The sequence below is a fragment of the Spirillospora sp. NPDC047418 genome, assembly GCF_040643275.1.
Lineage (GTDB): Bacteria > Actinomycetota > Actinomycetes > Streptosporangiales > Streptosporangiaceae > Spirillospora.
This window is the reverse complement of sequence record NZ_JBEYTW010000056.1, coordinates 10,250-25,711: the sequence shown is the minus strand read 5'-3', so window position 1 is coordinate 25,711 and position 15,462 is coordinate 10,250. Positions and strand designations below refer to the sequence as shown.

Sequence of the window (15,462 nt, the reverse complement as noted above, 5' to 3'; positions counted from 1 at the left end):
ACGCCTGTCCCCGCGGCGTCCGGGCCCGCGCGGCGATGCCGCAGACCACCCAAGCAGATTGACACGGAACTTGTCAGGCCCTCTGCCGCAAATCGGCCTTCCCAACGGTGCTCTTGCTCAATAACCTGACTCACCATGGCACTCGGGGCTGACATGTCGGAGCTGCTGCGCGGCCTGCCGGTGTGCAGGCTGCTGGAGGTGCCGCGGCCCGACCGGGCGGACGGCCGGGACGAGTGGCGCGACCAGCGGCTCGCGGCGCTGGTGTCGGCGTACCACGCGGGCGGGGAGCCGGTGCTCGTCGGCTGGCGGCGCGCGGCGGCGTTCGGGCCGACGGAGGTGTTCGTCGGCGGGTCCGGGCTCGTCGCCGACCGGGACGGGAGCGCGGCGACGCTGAGCCTCCCGGCGGGCGGGCGCGGGGTGCTGGTCCCCGGCGGCGTCGCCGCGGACGCGATGCCGCACTGGGTCGGCATCGGCGGCATCGCCGACGGCCTGCTCGTCGACGACCGGCTCCAGGAGGAGCCCGCCCGGCCGTCCCTGGAGGACGGTCTGCTCTCGGTGTGGATGCGGCCGTTCGCGTGGCTGCTGGTCGCCGAGCCCGTGGAGCCGTCCGAGGCCGGGCGCCTCGCCGACGATCTCGCCGACCGGCAGCAGCGCGCCCAGTCGATGGCGGAGATGTCGCCGGAGGAGTCGGTGGCGGCGGTGCGGATGGAGCGGCGGCACCGGGAGCTGCGGCGGTCGGCGACGTCCGGGCTGTGGCGCGTGCACCTGGCGGCCGGGGCCGCGACGCCGGAGGGTGCCGCGCGGGTGGCGGCGCTGGTGTGCGCGTCCACCGACCTGACCGGGCTGCCGTACGCGCTGGTCCCGGGCGAGAAGGGGCCGTTCGAGGCCAGCACGCAGCTGGTGGCGGCGCTCGCGCGGCCGCCCGCCCGGGAGGTCGCCGGGGTCCGGTTCGTGATGCGGCCGGAGTTCGACGTGACGCCCGAGTCGGCGGACGCGGGCGTCCCGCTCGGCCGGGTCCTGGACCGCGACCGCCGCGAGGTCGGGGCCCTGTCGCTGCCGCTGCCCAGCCTGAACCGGCACACGTTCGTGTGCGGCGCGACCGGCTCCGGCAAGTCGCAGACCATCCGGTCGCTGCTGACCGCCGCGTCCGCCGCCGGGCTGCCGTGGCTGGTCGTGGAGCCGGCGAAGGCCGAGTACCGGCTGATGGCGTCCCGGCTGGCGACGGCGGGGCTGCCTGACGCGGAGGTCGTCGTGATCCGGCCCGGTGACGCGGAGGCGATCGCGGCCGGGATCAATCCGCTCGAACCGGCCATGGGCCCGGACGGGCGGCCGTTCCCGCTGCAGACGCACGCCGACCTCGTCCGGGCGCTGTTCCTCGCCGCGTTCGAGGCGGACGAGCCGTTCCCGCAGGTGCTGGCGGCGGCGCTGACCCGCTGCTACGAGCGGCTCGGCTGGGACCTGGCGCTCGGCGAGCCGACCCTCCCCGGGACGTCGCCGCGGTACCCCTCGCTCGCCGACCTGCAGGCCGTCGCCGAGGAGGTCGTCGACGACATCGGCTACGGGCAGGAGATCACCGACAACGTGCGCGGGTTCATCCGGGTGCGGCTGTCCAGCCTCCGGCTCGGCACGACGGGGCGGTTCTTCGAGGGCGGCCACCCGATCGACTTCGACGCGCTGCTCGCCCGCAACGTCGTCCTGGAGATCGAGGACGTCGGCGACGACCGCGACAAGGCGTTCCTGATGGGCACCGTCCTGGTCCGGCTGGTGGAGCACCTGCGGATGCGGCAGGGCGCCGCGGCCGGCCTGCGGCATCTGAGCGTGTTCGAGGAGGCGCACCGGCTGCTGCGGCGCAGCGAGCAGGCGGGCCCCGCGGCGCACGCGGTGGAGACGTTCGCGAGCCTGCTGGCGGAGATCCGCGCGTACGGGGAGGGGCTGATCGTGGCGGAGCAGATCCCGTCCAAGCTCGTCCCGGACGTCATCAAGAACACCGCCGTCAAGATCGTCCATCGGCTGCCCGCGCGGGACGACCGGGACGCGGTCGGCGCCACCATGAACATCACCGACGCCCAGTCGCAGTTCCTGGTCACGCTCACGCCCGGCGAGGGCGCGGTGTTCACCGACGGCATGGACTTCCCGCACCTGGTGCGCGTACCGGACGGCTCCCGGGCGGAGCACGCCGCGCCGCTCGCCTCCCCCGCCACCCTCGTGACCCCGCGCAGCGGCACCTGCGGGACGGACTGCCGCGACTCCCCCTGCACCCTGCGCGACATGCGCATGGCCCAGCGGGCCATGGCCGACCGCCCGGAGCTGGTCCTGTGGGCGGAGCTCGCCACCGCCGCGCACCTGACCGGCTGGGGCACCCCGCACCCGGACCCGTCCGCGCTGGACGGGCTGCCCCGCCGGCTCCGCGACTGCGCCGTCTCGCACGCCGTGGACGCGGCCGTCGCGTCCCGGGCGGCTCCGGGCGAACTCGCCGGCCATCTGGTGGCGGCGGCGCACGGCGGCTCCTGCGAAAGCGGTGAAACGGCCTATTTCGCGGCCCCTTACCGCTGGTGCCTCGTCCTGGAGGAACTCGAACGCGCCCATAAAGCGGACCCCGGCGGCGGCCGCCATCCGTTCAGCGACAGATGGGAGGCCCACTACGGGCGCGCCATTCCCGGTGCGGCACTCGCCGATCAACTCGGCACCGTCAAAGCCTGGTGGGACCGCGACCAGCGCGACCTCGGCGCCCGCGACCTCGCGGTCTGGGGCTCCACCGGGGCCATCGAGAAGGCCGTGGGCGCCGTCCGCGCCGACGCCGACTGGCCCGCCCGCCTCCGCGAGGCGGCCGCCCGGCTCGGCAACGCCGACGGCGTGCTCGGCTCGTTCATTTCCGCCGAATAGGCGACCCCTCAGGCACCATGGGAGCCATGGGGATTCTGGAGCAGGTGGCACCGAACCTTGTCGACGTCCTCCACCGCGACGCCTGGTGGATGGGCTGGAACACCTTCCTGGCCTGGATTCCGGCCGGGCTCGCATTCCTCCTCTTCCGCGGGAGCCGCGTTTCCCGGTCGCCTTTCTGGTGGACGGGCCTGGTGCTCTTCGTCCTTTTCCTGCCGAACGCTCCGTATGTCGTCACCGACCTGGTCCACCTGCGCGGCGACATCGTCCACGCCGACCGCGGCGGCCCGGTGGTGACCGCGATCCTCCCCCTCTACGCGCTGCTCATCGCGTCGGGCTTCCTCGCGTACTACCTGTCGCTGGCCGCCGCGACCCGCCACCTCACCCGGCTCGGACTCGGCGCCTGGAACGGCCGCGCCACCGTGGCCGCGCACGCCCTCTGCGCCATCGGCATCTTCCTCGGCCGCTGGGCCCGCCTGAACAGCTGGGAACCCGTCGTGGACCCGCACGCCACCATCGAGCGAATCGTCGTCCACCTGACCTGGACGTGGGCGCCGGTGCTGATCGTGGGCACCTTCCTCGTCACCTGGGTGTGCCACTTCATGACGAAGGCCATCGCCGAAGCCTCGTTCGACGCGACCCTGAGGAACGCCCGCCGCCTGCACACGACGCTCACGTCCTGACGGCCGGGCTCAGTCCTCGACGAATTCGGCCTCGACGCTGATCTCGGCGCCGGCGAAGAGCCGGGACACCGGGCACAGCTCGGCCGCCTCGTCCACCGCCGTCTGGAAGCCGGCCGCGTCGAGCTCGGGCACCTTCCCCTTGACGTGCAGCGCCGAGGACACGATGGTCGGCACGCCGTCCACCTCGTCGAGCGTCACCGTCGCCGCGACGGTGAGCCGCTCCGGCTTGGCCTTGTGCTCGCCGAGCCGCAGAGCGAGCGCCATCACGAAGCAGGACGAGTGGGCGGCCGCGGCCAGCTCCTCGGGGCTCGTCACCCCGTCCGGCCGGACGGTTCGGGCGTCCCAGCTCACCGGCAGCCCGGTGAAGGCCCCGGTCGAGCCGCTCAGCGTCCCGCCGCCCTTGGCGAGGGTCCCCTCCCACGTGGTCTCCGCCGTCCGCTCAGCGATCGCCATGTCCCTCTCCTCACACCGTGACCGGGCACAGATTTTTCAGCACCCCACCTATTTTTACAGTCCAACTTGTAAAAAACACAAGAGCGGAGCGCTGGGAGGCGCATCAGGGACGACGCGGAGGCCGTCGGCGGCGTGCGGGCCCTTCGGTGGTCAGGTCGGTGCGGTCAGGTCGGTGCGGTAGGTCGGTGGTCAGGCGAGTTTCTCCAGGCGGTCGGCGGCCTCGGCGGCGCCTCCGGCGGCGGCGAACCCGGTGCGGGCCGTCTCGGCGGCGGCGCGGTGCGGGCCGTCGGCCAGGACGGTGGAGAGGGCGGCGCGGAGGTCCTCCGGGCGGGCGTCCTCGAAGCCGACGGACAGGCCCGCCCCGGCGGCCTCCACCCGGCGGGCGATGACCGGTTGGTCGTCCCTGACCGGGGCCACCACCAGCGGCATGCCGCGGGACAGGGACTCGCAGACCGCGGTGTGCCCGCCGTGGCACAGCAGCACGGAGGCATGGTCCAGCAGCTTGTGCCGGGGGATCCGCTCGCGGACCAGGACGTTCGGCGGCGGCTCGGGCACCGTGCCCGGCGGCGCGACGAAGACCGCCTGGACGTCCATGTCGCGGACGGCCTCGGCGGCGGCCTGGAAGAACCGGTCGGCGGACGGCCCGGCGATCCTGCCGAGGGTGGCCAGGACGGCGGGGCGTCCGTCCAGCCACTCCCACGGGAACGTGCACGGGGCCGAACGGGTCGCGGTCGGGCCGACGAAGGCGAAGTGGTCCGGGAAGACCGAGGTGTCGCCGACCAGAGCGGAGGTGGCGAAGACCAGCGTGAGGTGGTCGGAGAAGCGCAGGTCGAGGAGGTCCTCGATGCCGTGGTCGAGCTGGAAGTCCCCGATGTGGTCGCGGATCTCCTCCTCGACCTCCGGCAGGCCGGCGAGCGGGCGGGTGAACTCGGCGGGCGAGGAGGCGGAGGTCGCCCAGGGGATCTCGCGGTGCCGCGCGGCGACCGGCGCGGCGAGGACGGCCTGGTCCGACAGCACGACGTCCGGGTGGAAGCGGTCGAGGGCCTGCTCGACGCCCGGCATCATCGCGCGGCCGAACGGGACGAGGAAGTCCTCCCACAGGAAGCGGAGCGCGTCGAGGCCGCGCAACTCCAGCCAGCGGTCGCGGACCGCGCCGAAGTCGTCGCCGGCGCCGAAGACGCGCGACCCGGGCCGCAGCATGCCTTCCAGGGACGCGCGGTGCCCCGCCCAGGCGACCTTGTGGCCGCGGCGGCCGAGTTCGGCGGCGACCGCGGCCATCGGGGCGATGCGCCCGGTGAGCGGGGGGACGGCGAACAGGAATCGGCGTTCCGGCGTCCGGACCCGCTGGATTCCCGGGTCGCCGAGAATCGACGGGACCTGGACGCGACGGGCGCTCGCGCGGCGCTGGGTCATGCTCGGCTTTCCTCCATGTCGGTTCCGCCGGACACGGTCGTCCAGGCGATGACGTGCCCGTCGAGTTCGCGGGTCTGCACTGTGGTGACGGTGCCGCCGGCGGCGATGAGGAGCCGTTCGGCGTCGGCGACGGTCACGACCAGTTCGGGGCCGTCCGCCCCCGTGCTCATGGGCTGTGTGCTCATGGGCTGCGTGCCCATCGACTGCAGCACCGCCTGCTTGGCGGCGCGCACCCGTGCGTTGTTCTCGCTGACGGCGAGCCCGATGCCCGCCGGGTCGTGGCCGGGCCGCACCAGGGCGACGCCCAGTTCTCCGTCGGAGGCTATCGACACGGTCAGCGGCTCGTCGAACGGGCCGGTCACCGTCGGCCCCTCCTGGACGGTGAGTTCGGCGGGGAACAGGGGCCCGTGTCCGTTGCGCCACAGGTGGTCCCTTACGGCGTCCTTCGCGGCGATCCGCCCGAGCAGCCACGGCCCCTGCATGACCGGCGGGAGCGCCTCGTAGGCGGCGCGCTCACTCGCCCGGAGGTACTGGCGCATCAGCAGGTCACGGGACGCGGAGCCGTCCCAGCGCTTGCGGGCCGCGGTCCAGCCGCCGGGCTGGGGCTCGCCCGTCCCCGACACCTCGGGGGTGAACTTCATCCGCCAGAGGGCCTCGTCGGTGTAGAAGCGGTGCGTGGTCCATCCGTCGATGCGCGCCCACACGGTTCCGTTCTCACGGATCATCTCCGCCGAGCAGCGCATGGTCGTGTCGGTGAGGGACTGGTTCCAGATCGTCGTCTCCAGGCGTTCCCCGGCGGTCGGCGGCGGCCCGTACAGCAGGACGCGCTCGACCCCGACCGGGAACACGGTCTGGTTGGTGTCGCCGTACACCTGGATCCAGTGCGCGCAGAGCTGCCCGGCGCTGTCCATGAGCGCCCCCGGCGTGGGCAGGGCGGTCAGGACGGCGCGCACACCGTCCTCGGCCAGGGCCGTGATCTCGCTGATGCCGCGGAAGAGCGGGCCGTGGAACATCCAGCGTTCCTCGTACAGGCGCTCGGCGGTGACGATGGGCGGGCCCTCGATGGTGAGCGGCGTGCGGTCCGGGGCGGGCGGCAGGGGGTAGTGCTCGGCGAGTAGGACCGTCGCGTCCGCGTACCCGGGAATGACGACCTTGACCCTGCGGGGCCGGTCGCCGTCGTCGACGAGGGAGGCGCGGATGTCGACGGTCGTCGGCGGGCTGGCCACGATCCACCGGACGGTGCGGACGTCCTCGAACCCGACGACGACCGCGTCGGGCAGCAGCTCGCGCGCCGTGCCGGCCATCACCTCGACCAGCGCGGCCAGCGGGACGATCGGGAACCGGTCCGACAGGTCGGGCCAGCCGGGGGCCTGCGGGACGAGGCAGTGGTCGGCCAGCTGCGGCATCGCCTCGACGGAGAACGCGCGGGACACGCTCAGCTCGGCGGCCTCCGGCGACGGCTCCCCCGCGGCCACCGGCGCCGCCCCGCCGCCGAGCGCCTCCAGGACGGACTGCGCCCCCGTCGCCGCGTCGTTCAGCAGCGCCTCCAGCTCCGCCAGGATGGGATCGTCGGCCGGCAGCGACGGCACGCCCGGCGCGCGGTGGATCGGCTCGACCGCCCCGTCCAGCCTGACCAGCGGCGTGCCGAGGTCGAGCCGCAGGCCGGCGGCGGCCGGGGGCGGCGCGGCGGCGCCGTAGCCCTCGGCCCACAGCGCGGCGACGACCCGGCGCAGCTGCGCCATCCCGTCCCGCTTCGGCACGTTGACGGCCATCGCGAGGTGCTCGCGGTCGCCGAGCCGGTCGGCGACGAACCCGGTCAGCCCGCCGGGCCCGACCTGGACGAACGCCCGCACGTGCGCCGCGCCGTACAGCTCCTCGATCAGCTCGCCGAACCGGACGGGTTCGAGCAGGTGCCGGACGGCGAGGTCGCGGACCGCCTCCGGCCCGCGCGGGAACGGCGCGGCCGTCGACGCCGACCACAGCGGGACGCGCGGCTCGCGGATCTCCAGGGCCTCCAGCGAGTGCCGCACCTGCTTCTCGAACGCCTCGGCCAGCGGGGTGTGGAATCCGGCCTGGAACGGCAGCTCGGTGCCGAGGACGCCCTCGGACGCCAGCCGCCCGAGGATCTCCCGGACGGCCTCCGCCGGCCCGCAGATCACCGATTGGTGCGGGCAGTTGTCGTGGCTGACGAAGACGCCCGACCCCGCCGCGACGGCCTCCCGCGCCGGGGCGGCGCCGCAGCCGAGCACCGCGTACACGGCGTCGGGGGCGTCCAGCGCGGCGCCGTCGAGGTCCCGGGCGAGCGCGCCCGCGTCGCACATCCCGGCGACGGTCATGGCCGTCCATTCGCCGAGGCTGTGCCCGGCCACGACATCGGCCTCGACGCCCAGTTCGGCGAGCGCGGCGGCGAGCAGGCGCCCGGCGCCCAGCGCGTCGGCGGCGTGGCCGAGCAGGTCGGTGCGGCCGGTGAGGCCGGGGTCGGGCAGCCCGAAGTGCGCGGCGACGTCGGCGACGCACGGGTCGAAGGCGGGCTCGAACCCGGGGAACAGGAACGCCAGCCGGCCGCCCTCCGCGAGCAGCGGACGCGGCGCGAACCACACGTCGCTCCGGCCCCGCCACGCGGTTCCGCGCTGGACGACGGCCCGCGCCAGGTCGAGCCTGCGCGGCGTCGGGCCGACGATGGCGAGGCGGCACGGAAGGTCGGGAACGTCCTCGGTGGCCCGGGCGAGGAGCGACTCGTCGGAGGCGGCCAGCGCCCCGGCCAGTTCCTCGGTCGTGCGCGCGGCCAGCCGCAGCACGGCCTCGCCGTCCTGAGCCGGCGTGTCGAGCCGCCGCCGCCCTCCGCGCCGGACGGTCGACGACGGCGGCTCCTGGAGGACCAGATGCGCGTTGGTCCCGCCGAACCCGAACGCGTTCACCACGGCCCGCCGCGGGCCGCCGGGCCGCTCCCATTCGGCGGCCTCCCGCAGGAGCCGCAGCCTGCCGCCGGCCAGCGCCGGATGCGGGTCGTCCACGTGCAGCGTCGGCGGCAGCACCCCGTCGCGCAGCGCGAACGCGGCCTTGATCAGCCCGGCCATCCCGGCGGCGGGCATCGCGTGGCCGATCATCGACTTGACGGTGCCGAGCCCGACCGGCGGGCCTTCGGCCCCGAGCACGCGGCGCAGCGTCGCCAGTTCCGCCTCGTCGCCCGCCGGGGTGCCGGTGCCGTGCGCCTCGACGAGCCCGACCGCGCCGGGCGCCGCCGGGTCCAGGCCGGCGTCCCGCCAGGCGCGCTCGACGGCGAGGACCTGCCCGTCCACCAGCGGGCTCAGGATGCTCGCGGCCCGCCCGTCGCTGGAGGACCCGGCGCCGAGGATGACCGCGTGGATCCGGTCGCCGGCGCGCTCGGCGTCCGACAGCCGCTTCAGCAGCACCATCCCGGTGCCCTCGGCGAGGAGCGTCCCGTCGGCGGCCCGGTCGAACGGGCGGATCGTCTCGCTCGGGCTCAGCGCGCGCAGCTGGCTGAACACGCTCCACAGCGTGGCGTGGTGCGCGTGGTGGACGGCCCCGGCGAGCATCGCGTCCGCCTGCCCGCCGCGCAGCGCCCGCACGGCGTGCTCGACGGCCAGCAGCGACGACGCGCACGCCGCGTCGAGGGTGTAGGCGGGTCCGTGCAGGTCGAACGTGCCGGCGATGCGGGACGCGGCGAGGCTCGGCACCAGCCCGATCGGGGCGTCCCCGCCGTCCGGGCCGAGCCGCTCGCAGAACGCCCGGCGGATCTCCGCCAGCCGCTCCCGGCCGAGTTCCGGCATCAGCTCGCCGAGGATCCCGGTGACCTGGTGGGACGTCCGGACCCGCTGGTCGTGGCGGGCCGCGCCGGGCGTGAGGTAGCCGGCGCGGCCGATGACGACGCCGATCCTGGACCGGTCGGGCAGCCGCTCGTCGCCGCCCGCGTCCGCGATCGCGTCCCCGGCGGTGCGCAGCGCGAGCAGCTGGTCGGGCTCCATGCCGGGCACCGCCGCGGGGAGGATGCCGAACCGGGCCGGGTCGAACGTGGCGAGGTCGTCGACGAACCCGCCGCGCCGGCAGTAGAACCGGTCGCTCTGCGGTGCGCGGGCGTAGGCGTCCGGGTCGTAGTAGAGCGCGGGGTCCCAGCGTCCGGGCGGCACCTCGCTGATCGCGTCGAACCCGGCGAGGACGTTGCGCCACAGCTCGGCCGCCGACCCGGCGCCGGGGAACACCGCCCCGGCACCGACGATCGCGATCGGCTCGCGGTCCTCGTTCACCGGACGTCCCCGGTCAGCACGACGTGCGTCTCGTCGCCGCGGGCGATCTCCCGCAGCAGCGCCGCCGCGGCGGCCCCCGGGTCGATCGGCGCGGCGCCGCCGCCGGGATCGGTGCCGCCGTCCGGCCAGGGGCCGAGGCCGGCGACGAGCACCCGGCCGCGCAGGCGTCTGCGCCACAGGTGGGCGAGCGTGCCGCACGCGTCCTCGGCCGCGGCGTCGCCGGCCCGGCCGCGGTCACCGCGCACCCCGGCGAGCCCGCACAGGACGGCGAAGAATCCGAGGTCGGGCCGGACCGCCCGGGCGAGCGCGGCGGCGCCGTCGACCTTCGCCCGGTAGGTGTTCTCGAGGTCGCGGGGCGCCTCGCCGAGCGCGGCGGCGTGGATCACGCCGTCCAGCCGCCGGTGCGTCAGCTGGACGTTCTCGGCGACGCTCCGGACGGCCTGCGGGTCCCGGGCGTCGCCGGCGTGGAACCGGACGGACGCCGCGTGCTCCTCCAGGGCCTCCGGCCGCAGGTCCCGGCCGGACGCGCGGGCCATGAGCTCGATGTGGCAGCCGGTCGTCCGGGCCAGTTCCAATGCCGTCCGCGCCGTGACCTCGTGCTCGCCGCCGGTCAGCAGGACGACGGCGTCGCGCCCGAGGTCGGGGGCGCCGTCGCCGAGCGGCTCGGCCGGCAGCAGTTCCAGCCCGTGCCGCAGGCCGCCCTCGTGCCCGACCACGACCGGCGCGTCGGGGGCCAGCAGCTCCGCCATGATCCGCCGGGCGATCGCCCGCGGGGTGTCCTTGGTGTCGAGGTCGAGGGCCCGGACGAGCGCCTCCGGGTACTCGTTCGCGAGGGTCCGGGCCAGGCCGCGCAGGCCCGCGCCCGGGGCCGGATCGCCGATGCCCCCGCCGTGGAAGCCGTGCCCGAACCGCCCTCCGGCGCCGCTGGCGAGGACCAGCCACCGCAGGCCGCCGGTCACCGCCCGCCCGATGCCCGCGAACGCCCCGGGCAGCACGCCCGCCGCTCCCGGCCGCAGGGCCGCCAGGTGGACGAGCCCGTCGCAGGGTCCGTCGACGTCCTGCGGCGTGCGCACCCGCGCGCCGTGCCGTTCGAGCAGGTCGCCCAGTTCCAGCGCGATGCCGCACCCGTCGTCGACGAGGACGAAGCTCCGGCCGGCGAACGCCGTCCCCGACTCCGGCGGTGCCGGCAGCGGATCGAGGTCGACGACCCGCGGCACCCGCCGCGCCGGCCGCCGGGCGGCCCGCGCCTCGGGGCTCGGCCACACCTGCCGGTCGGCCCGGCGCATCCGGGGCACGGTCCCCGCGTCCTGCGGGGGCGCGGGGTGGTCTTCGCGCCGCTCCTCCTCCGCCCCGGCAGCGGGCGGCTCGTCCCGCGCTGCCGGGGCCGGGCCCCCGGACAGCGCCGCGGTCCGCACATGGGCGCTGGGCCGGGCCGGCCGCGGAACGCTGGGCCGCGGCGACCCGCCGGGCGGTTCGCCCGACGCCTCGCCCGATGGCTCGCCCAACGGCTCGCCCGGCGGTTGGCCGGGCGGCTCGGCAGGCGGCTCGGCAGGCGGCTCGCCCGAAGGCTCGCCCGGCGGTTCGCCGGGCAGTTCGGCCGACGGTTCGGCAGGCGGCTCGTCCGAGATCTCGGCGGGGGGCTCGGCAGAAGGGTCGGCGGAGATCTCGGCGGGCGGCTCCGCTAGCGGGTCGGCGGGCGAGGCCGGGGGCGCCGCCGGGGCGGGCGCGGTCAGGTGCCGGAGGACGACCTCGCGCTGGGCCGCGATGATCTCCCGGCTGGTGCGCAGGTACTCCAGCACGGCGGCGTCGGCCGGGCGGCGGACGTCCGCGACGCGTTCGGGCGGGCGCAGGGCGCCGGCCGGGTAGCCGCCGTCGGCGGCGCGGACGGAGCGTCCGTCGACGAGCCAGCCGGGTCCGGCGGCCGGGCCGGCCATCGGGTCGTCGACCGGGTGGGCGCCGCGCCCGGCGAAGAGGGGCACCGGGTCGACCGGGACACCGGCGGCGGCCAGTTCGGCGAGCGCGCGCAGCAGCGCCTCCAGGCCGGTGCCGCCCAGGCCGTCCCCGCCGGGGGCGGCGCAGGCGACGGCGGTGTGCGGGCGGTCGCCGAGGGTCGCGCCGACCAGGTCGGTCAGCGCGCGGCCGGGGCCCGCCTCCACGAACGTGCGGGCGCCCGCGCCGTACATCGCCTCGATCTGCGCGGCGGCGTCGACGGGCGCGGCCGGGGCCGGGGCCAGGTCGGCCGGGTCGGTCTCGCAGGGGCGGGCGGTCGTGCTCGCCCAGACCGGGAAGGCCGGCGAGCGGAGGTCGTGGCCGGCCAGGTCGGCGCGGGACGGGACCGCGCCGGCGCAGCCGACGCCGATCTCGATCATGTCGGTGTCGTCGATGACCCCGGCGGCGCAGAGCGCGGCGAGTTCGCCGTGGCCGCGGCCGGCGGCGAGGTCGGGGTGGACGCCGACGGCGGTGAGCAGCCGGTGGACGGCCAGCCCCGCGATGCCGGTGCCCGCGCACCGCCCGCCGGCCAGGCGCAGCAGGCGCTGCAGCCGGGGGAAGGCGACGCAGAGGTCGGCGGGCATTCCGGGCCGTCCGCCCGCACCGGGAACCTCGTCCGCGGACTCGTCCGGGAAGAGGAACGCGACCTGCCCCGGCTCGCCCGCCGCAACGAAGATCCCCGGTGCCGGGCGGAACCGCGCGGCGAGCGCGAGCTTCTCGCGGAGGTCGTCCGGTCCGGACGCCGTGAACGCCGCCTGGACGGGGCCTTCGAGCGAGGCGGCGGTCCGGGCGAGGTCGCGCAGCCGGGGCCGCCCGTCCAGCAGGCGCGCCAGCCGGTCGATCGCGGTGCGCGCGGCGTCCCGGTCGTCCGCGCGGATCAGGAACAGCTCGGCGGGCCACTCGGCGAGCCCCGACACCGGCTCCGGGGCGCCCTCGTACCCGGAGAGGACGGCGTGGAAGCGCCTGCCGCAGAACCCGGGCCCGCTCACACCGGCGAACCGCTCACCGGGACGAGCCGCCCACGGGCGGGCGGCGCCGGAGTCCGGCGACCCGGGGAGCACGCCCGTGTGCAGCGCGCACGCGGTCGTGACGAGGCCAGTGAGGCCGTCCGTCTCGGCCAGTCCGATGGACGACGGCGCGACGCCCGCGCGCTCGTGGGCGCGCTCCAGGGCGAGCCTGCCACCGGACCCGGCGACCGACTTGACCACCGCGTAGATCCGGTCGCCGTCGCGCTCGGCGTCCGCGAGTCGCTTCAGGACCGCGCACACGACGCCGTCCCCGGACGCGGCCGCCGCCTGGTCGTGGACGCGGTCGCTCAGGTGGGCGCCCCCGCACAGCACCATGGCGCTGGAGCCGGTCATGAGGTCCTTGCAGGCCGCGTCGAGGGCGGCGAGCGGCGTGCCGCCGACCGTGCAGGCCGCGCCGCCGAGGCCGAGCCGGTCGGCGATCCGCCCGGCGACCGCGCCGGTGCGGGCGCCGTCGAGGGAGTCGGCGGACGGGCGCGGGAGCTGCTCGTCCAGTCCGGGCGGAAGCTCGCCCAGGTAGGCCGGGAGCGTCGCGCGAAGGGCGTGCGCGATGCCGAGGTCGCCACCGCCCTCGGCCGCGAAGAACACCGAGGTCCGGGACCGGTCGAACGGGCGGTCGCCGTAGCCGGCGTCCCGCAGGGCACGAAACGCGGTCTCCAGCGAGAGGAGCTGGATCGGGGCGATCCCGCCGATCGCGTCCGCCGGGATTCCGTACGCGTCCGCGTCGAACGGGACGCCTGGAACGGCACCGCCACGGGACCGGCCGCCGACGATGTTCGCCCAGTGGCCGTCCGCGTCGGAGGCGCCGGGGACGACGCAGCCCAGGCCGATGATCGCGACATCGGCCGGCCGCGCGGCGTCGCGCACGGCGTCGCCCGTCCCGATGCCCAGCTCGGCCGCCCGCGCCGCCAGGAAGGCGGTCGCGCCGGTGGTGACCTGCTCGTGCAGGGCGGCGATCCCGGTCGTGGCCGAGCGCAGCGCCGCCACCTGCCCCATCGCGTACAGGCCCTCGGAGCGCTGCCGGACGGGGTCGACCGGCGTGCCGAGCCGCAGGCCCCGGCTCGCGAGGTGCAGCCGGCCGAGGTTCAGCTTCTCCAGCCGCCGCCGCACCTCCCGCTCCGGCGTCCCGGCCTGCTCCAGCTCGCGGCGGGTCTGCTCGAACGTCTCGGTGTACGGGGTGCGGGCGCACCGGACCGCCTGCCCGGGAGCCGTCTCCAGCACGGCCGTCCCCGTGCAGGCGAGCGCCACGTCCTGGTAGGCGGGCACGATCGCGCCCGCCGCGACCGCCTCCGGCGTGAACAGGTACGCGGTGCCCATCAGCACGCGGACGTCGGCGCCGCGCTCGGCGAGCGGCCCGGCCAGCGCGGCGACCATCGCGGCGGACCGCGCGTCGTGGACGCCGCCCGCGAACATCACCGACAGCTCGCGGGCGTCGCCGCCGAACGCCGCCAGCCGCTCCACCAGCGCGTCCCAGAGCGGGAAGCCCGGGTACGGCCCGGCGGGCCCGCCGCACTCGCTGCCCGCGAAGACGAACTTCCGCGCGCCCTCCCCGAGGAGCCGTCCGAGCGGCTCCGGTGACGTGACGTGCAGGTATGCGCCGACCCCGGCGGCCTCCAGCGCGGCGGCCTCCGCCGGGCGGCCGGCGCCGATGATCGCGTACGGGGGCCGGGCGTCGCGGACGGCGGCGAGCTGCTCCGCGCGCAGGTCCGCCGGCGCGCCGCCGGGGATCCCGGCGCCCCAGGGCCGGTCGCCGAGCCGGTCGGCGGTCTCCCGCAGCAGCGCCCGCACCCGGCCGCCGTCCAGCGGGCCGAGCGCCAGGAACGGCAGGCCGCCGTCCTGCGCGACCGCGCCCGCGAACGCCGACACGTCGCTGACCTGCGTCATCGGCCCCTGCACGGCGACCGGGCCGGTGCCGGGCGCCAGCGGCTCGGCCCGCACGGCGGCCCGCACGTGCAGCACGATCTGCTCCCGGACGGCCTGCACCACTCCCCCGGCCGTCTTGTACCGGTTCGCGAGCACCACGCCCGGCCGGCCCAGCGCCGGGCCGGGCCCGCTCGGCTCCGCCTCGCGCACGAACGCGAGCTGCTCGTCCAGGACCACCCCGGCCGCGCCGCCCGCGACGGCGGCGGCGGCCGTGTGCGGGCCGATGCCGCCCGCCGCGTAGACCGGGGCGTCCGCCTCGGCCAGCAGCATCTGGAGCAGGACGAACGCGGTCGGATCCGCGGGCCGCCCGCCGCCCCGCGCGATGATCCCCACCTCTTCGGTGAGGCCGCGCCCGATCCGGACGGCGTCCGCGGCCTCCGTCGGCTCCGCGACCTCGATCAGCAGGCGGCGCCCGCGGGCGAACCCGGCGACGGCGAGCCAGTCGTCGGAGTGCAGCGCGGCGGCGTCCACGACGACGGTGCGGGCGGCGGGCGGGATCTCGGCGGCGCGGACCCGGCAGCCGGGCGGGACGCGGACGCCGAACGGGCCCGTCCACCAGCGGCGCACGTCGGCGAGGGCGGCGAGCACGGGCGCCCGGTCGGCGCCGAGGCCGAGGATCCCGGTCCCGCCCGCGCGCGCGACGGCCACGGTGAGATGGGGCACCGGACGGCCGGACGGGGCGCCCCCGATGATCTCCGCGGGCGCCCGATCGCCCCGGGCCGTGCCGTATCCGCCCGTGTCCGCCGTCATGCTCTGCCCCCCGACGTCCCGTGCGCCAACAACGGTGCGCCACACTACGGTCGGCGACACGCCGATTACCGAGACGACACA

General features: G+C 76.7%; 6 protein-coding genes. 2 read left to right on the top strand and 4 right to left on the bottom strand.

All coding sequences use genetic code 11. The annotated features are described in order from the left end of the window. Window positions 1–135 precede the first annotated feature (135 nt). Window positions 136–2,883: an ATP-binding protein gene (locus ABZ806_RS28955; RefSeq protein WP_500220573.1), complete on the top strand. Its 2,748-nt coding sequence runs from the start codon at window positions 136–138 to the stop codon at window positions 2,881–2,883. A 26-nt stretch (window positions 2,884–2,909) separates the two neighbouring features. After that, entirely contained in the window at window positions 2,910–3,563 is a 654-nt protein-coding gene (locus tag ABZ806_RS28950; protein ID WP_500220572.1) for a DUF1361 domain-containing protein, read from the top strand. Between the two features lie 9 nt (window positions 3,564–3,572). On the opposite strand, the gene ABZ806_RS28945 is transcribed toward ABZ806_RS28950, so the two are convergent. The 4 genes from ABZ806_RS28945 to ABZ806_RS28930 form a co-directional block, all read right to left on the bottom strand. After that, window positions 3,573–4,016, bottom strand: a complete 444-nt coding sequence (locus ABZ806_RS28945) for an OsmC family peroxiredoxin (protein WP_500220571.1) — start codon at window positions 4,014–4,016, stop codon at window positions 3,573–3,575. 189 nt (window positions 4,017–4,205) lie between these two features. Continuing rightward, complete coding sequence (locus ABZ806_RS28940; protein ID WP_500220570.1) at window positions 4,206–5,429, bottom strand: glycosyltransferase; 1,224 nt, start codon at window positions 5,427–5,429, stop codon at window positions 4,206–4,208. Beyond that, window positions 5,426–9,694 carry a beta-ketoacyl synthase N-terminal-like domain-containing protein gene (locus tag ABZ806_RS28935; RefSeq protein ID WP_500220569.1) on the bottom strand — a complete coding sequence of 1,423 codons (4,269 nt, stop codon included), beginning with the start codon at window positions 9,692–9,694 and terminating at the stop codon, window positions 5,426–5,428. Before ABZ806_RS28935 ends, ABZ806_RS28940 begins: the two co-directional genes overlap by 4 nt. Then, entirely contained in the window at window positions 9,691–15,381 is a 5,691-nt protein-coding gene (locus ABZ806_RS28930; RefSeq protein ID WP_500220568.1) for a beta-ketoacyl synthase N-terminal-like domain-containing protein, read from the bottom strand. The genes ABZ806_RS28935 and ABZ806_RS28930 overlap by 4 nt, the downstream gene beginning before the upstream one ends. Between the last annotated feature and the right edge of the window lie 81 nt (window positions 15,382–15,462).